Consider the following 2,800-nt stretch of genomic DNA (forward strand, 5'->3'; position numbering starts at 1 on the left):
CGTGCGTCGTCAGCGCGGTTTCACGCTGATCGAGATCATGGTGGTGGTCGCGATCCTCGGGATCCTGGCGGCGCTGATCGTGCCGAAGATCATGAGCCGCCCGGACGAGGCGCGCCGCATCGCCGCGAAGCAGGACATCGGTACGATCATGCAGGCCCTCAAGCTGTACCGTCTCGATAACGGCCGCTATCCGAGCCAGGAACAGGGCCTGAACGCGCTGATCCAGAAGCCGTCCACCGATCCGATCCCGAACAACTGGAAGGACGGCAGCTACCTCGAGCGCCTGCCGAACGATCCGTGGGGTAACGGGTACAAGTACCTGAACCCGGGCGTGCACGGCGAGATCGACGTGTTCAGCTACGGCGCCGATGGAAAAGATAGCGGTGTTGACAGCACTCACAATGTCGGATCGTGGCAGTAGCCTCAATCAATCCTTGCGCTAGCGCTAATGTGATATCACCGACTCATTTGAATGCGAGTGTTTTCGGCGAAACTCCAATTATTAAACCGCGATATGCGGTCCCGATACAGACAATGAATTGGAAGGCACGCGGCTTCACGCTGCTCGAAATGCTGGTCGTGCTCGTGATCGCGGGGTTGCTCGTGTCGCTCGCGTCGCTGTCGCTGACGCGCAATCCGCGCACCGACCTGCGCGAGGAAGCGCAGCGCATCGCGCTGCTGTTCGAGACTGCCGGCGATGAAGCACAGGTGCGCGCGCGCCCGATCGCGTGGCAACCGACCGCGCACGGCTTCCGTTTCGACGTGAGCTCGCCCGACGGCTGGCGCACGCTGCGCGACGACCTGCTGCGCCCGCGCGACTGGGATGGCGGCGTCACGGGCGCCGACATCGACTACCCGGGCTCCGACACGCGCGCGAACCGCGTCGTGTTCGGCACCGAGAGCGTCGACACGCCGGTGCGCGTGACGCTGCATTCGGCCGTCGGCAGCGCGACGATCGTCGGCACCGGCAACGGCCGCTACGAGGTGCAATGACGATGCGTCGTCGCCTGCCCTTCCCCGTTTCTTCGTCGCGCGGCTTCACGATGATCGAGGTGCTGGTCGCGCTCGCGATCATCGCGGTCGCGCTCGCCGCGTCGATCCGCGCGGTCGGCACGATGGCGAACAATGCATCCGATCTCCACCACCGGCTGCTGGCCGGCTGGAGCGCCGACAACGCGCTTGCGCAGTTGCGGCTCACGCACGCGTGGCCGCAGATCGGCGACCAGAGTTTCGACTGTTCGCAAGGCAACGTGCAGCTCGTCTGCACGCAGAGCGTGAGCGCCACGCCGAACCCCGTGTTCCGGCGCGTCCGGGTTTCGGTGAGCATGCCCGGGCGCTCCGGCGTGCTCGCGCAGATGGTGACGGTGGTCGCGAATGAAACCAGCCGTCCGCTCTGACGCGCCGATGCGGCGCCGGCCCGCGCGTTTCGTCGGCTCGGGCCGCGTGCGCGGCTTCACGCTGATCGAACTGATGATCGCGATCGCGATCCTCGCGGTGGTCGCCATCCTCGCGTGGCGCGGGCTCGACCAGATCATGCGCGGCCGCGACAAGGTTGCGTCCGCGATGGAAGACGAGCGCGTCTTCGCACAGATGTTCGACCAGATGCGCATCGACGCGCGGCTTGCCGCGACCGACGACGAGGCCGGCCAGCCGGCGATCGGCGTCGCCGGCAATACGCTGCAGATCGTTCGCGAATTCGACGTGCCGGGCGCGGCGCCGCGGCTGCAGGTGGTCCGCTACCGGATCGCCGGCGGGCGCGTCGTGCGCTATGCATCGGCGCCGATCGACGACGCGAACCGGCTGCAAGGCGTGCTGAAGGACAGCAGCGTCGAAGGCTGGAGCTGGGTCGCGCTGATGGGCGGCGTCGGCGCGATCGACGCGAAGCTGTACGTGCCGCGCGTGGGCTGGACCACCAACCTGCAGACGGCCGACGACGCGCTCGCGCAGAACAACGATGCGCTCAAGGTGCCGCAGATCGGCAACGCGCCGCCGCCGCGCGCGGTGACGGGGCTGCAGGTCAGCATCGGTGCGACGTCGCTGCGCGTGCCGGTCACGCGCGTGTTCCTCGTCGGGGAATGACGATGCGCGCGCGCTCTCACCGTCCGCTCACCATCAACCGCGTTGCCGCGCGCGCGCATGCACGCGGCCGCCAGCGCGGCGCCGCGATCATCACCGCGCTGCTCGTCGTCGCGCTGTCGGCGATCCTCGTCTCGGGGATGCTGTGGCGCCAGCAGGTGCAGATCCGCCGCATCGAGAACCAGCGCGTGATCGCGCAGGCGCAGTGGGTCGCACGCGGCGCGCTTGACTGGACGCGGATGATCCTGCGCTCCGAAGGCGATACGGCGCCCGGCATCACGTATCTCGGCGGAATCTGGGGCGTGCCGATCGCGAAAACGAAGTTGTCGGACTTCCTCGGCCGGATCGGCGCGCCCAACGACAACGGCGGCGAAGACACCTATATCTCCGGCTCGATCGAGGACGCGCAGGCGAAGTTCAACCTGCGCAACCTCGTGTCGTCGCCGGCGCCCGGCGTGCTGCAGTTGAACGTCACGCAGATGCAGGCGTTCCAGCGCCTGCTGACGACGCTCGGCTACGACGGCGCGTTCGCGAAACGGATCGCGTTGCAGGTGCGCGCGGGACTGCTGCATTCGGCGACACGCTTCCAGATGCCGACGCTGCCCGGCGGCGCCGGCACGGCGCCGGCCACTGCGCCGGTAACCAGCGACCAGCAGACCGGCGGCTTCACCGACGATCCCGGCATGTCCGGCGGCGACCGCGGGCCCGCGCCGCTGATGATGAC

General features: G+C 68.1%; 5 protein-coding genes. All 5 read left to right on the forward strand.

What is annotated here, in order from left to right; genetic code table 11:
- Position 1 precedes the first annotated feature (1 nt).
- Positions 2-421: a type II secretion system major pseudopilin GspG gene (gspG, locus tag ACNQQL_RS35735; protein ID WP_347069538.1), complete on the forward strand. Its 420-nt coding sequence runs from the start codon at positions 2-4 to the stop codon at positions 419-421.
- A gap of 113 nt (positions 422-534) precedes the next feature.
- Positions 535-993, forward strand: a complete 459-nt coding sequence (locus ACNQQL_RS35740; protein ID WP_347069547.1) for a GspH/FimT family pseudopilin — start codon at positions 535-537, stop codon at positions 991-993.
- A 2-nt stretch (positions 994-995) separates the two neighbouring features.
- The gene (gene gspI, locus ACNQQL_RS35745; protein WP_347069569.1) at positions 996-1,397 is read left to right on the forward strand and encodes a type II secretion system minor pseudopilin GspI; all 402 of its coding nucleotides are present in this window, start codon (positions 996-998) and stop codon (positions 1,395-1,397) included.
- On the forward strand, positions 1,375-2,079 hold the full coding sequence (locus ACNQQL_RS35750) for a PulJ/GspJ family protein (protein WP_347069554.1): 705 nt from the start codon (positions 1,375-1,377) through the stop codon (positions 2,077-2,079). The genes gspI and ACNQQL_RS35750 overlap by 23 nt, the downstream gene beginning before the upstream one ends.
- Positions 2,080-2,081: 2 nt before the next feature.
- Positions 2,082-2,800 (forward strand): type II secretion system minor pseudopilin GspK (gene gspK, locus ACNQQL_RS35755; RefSeq protein ID WP_347069562.1); only part of this gene is annotated, 719 nt, incomplete at its 3' end.

This window comes from Burkholderia sp. LFS061 (genome assembly GCF_047978125.1).
Classification (GTDB): Bacteria; Pseudomonadota; Gammaproteobacteria; order Burkholderiales; family Burkholderiaceae; genus Burkholderia; species Burkholderia pyrrocinia_C.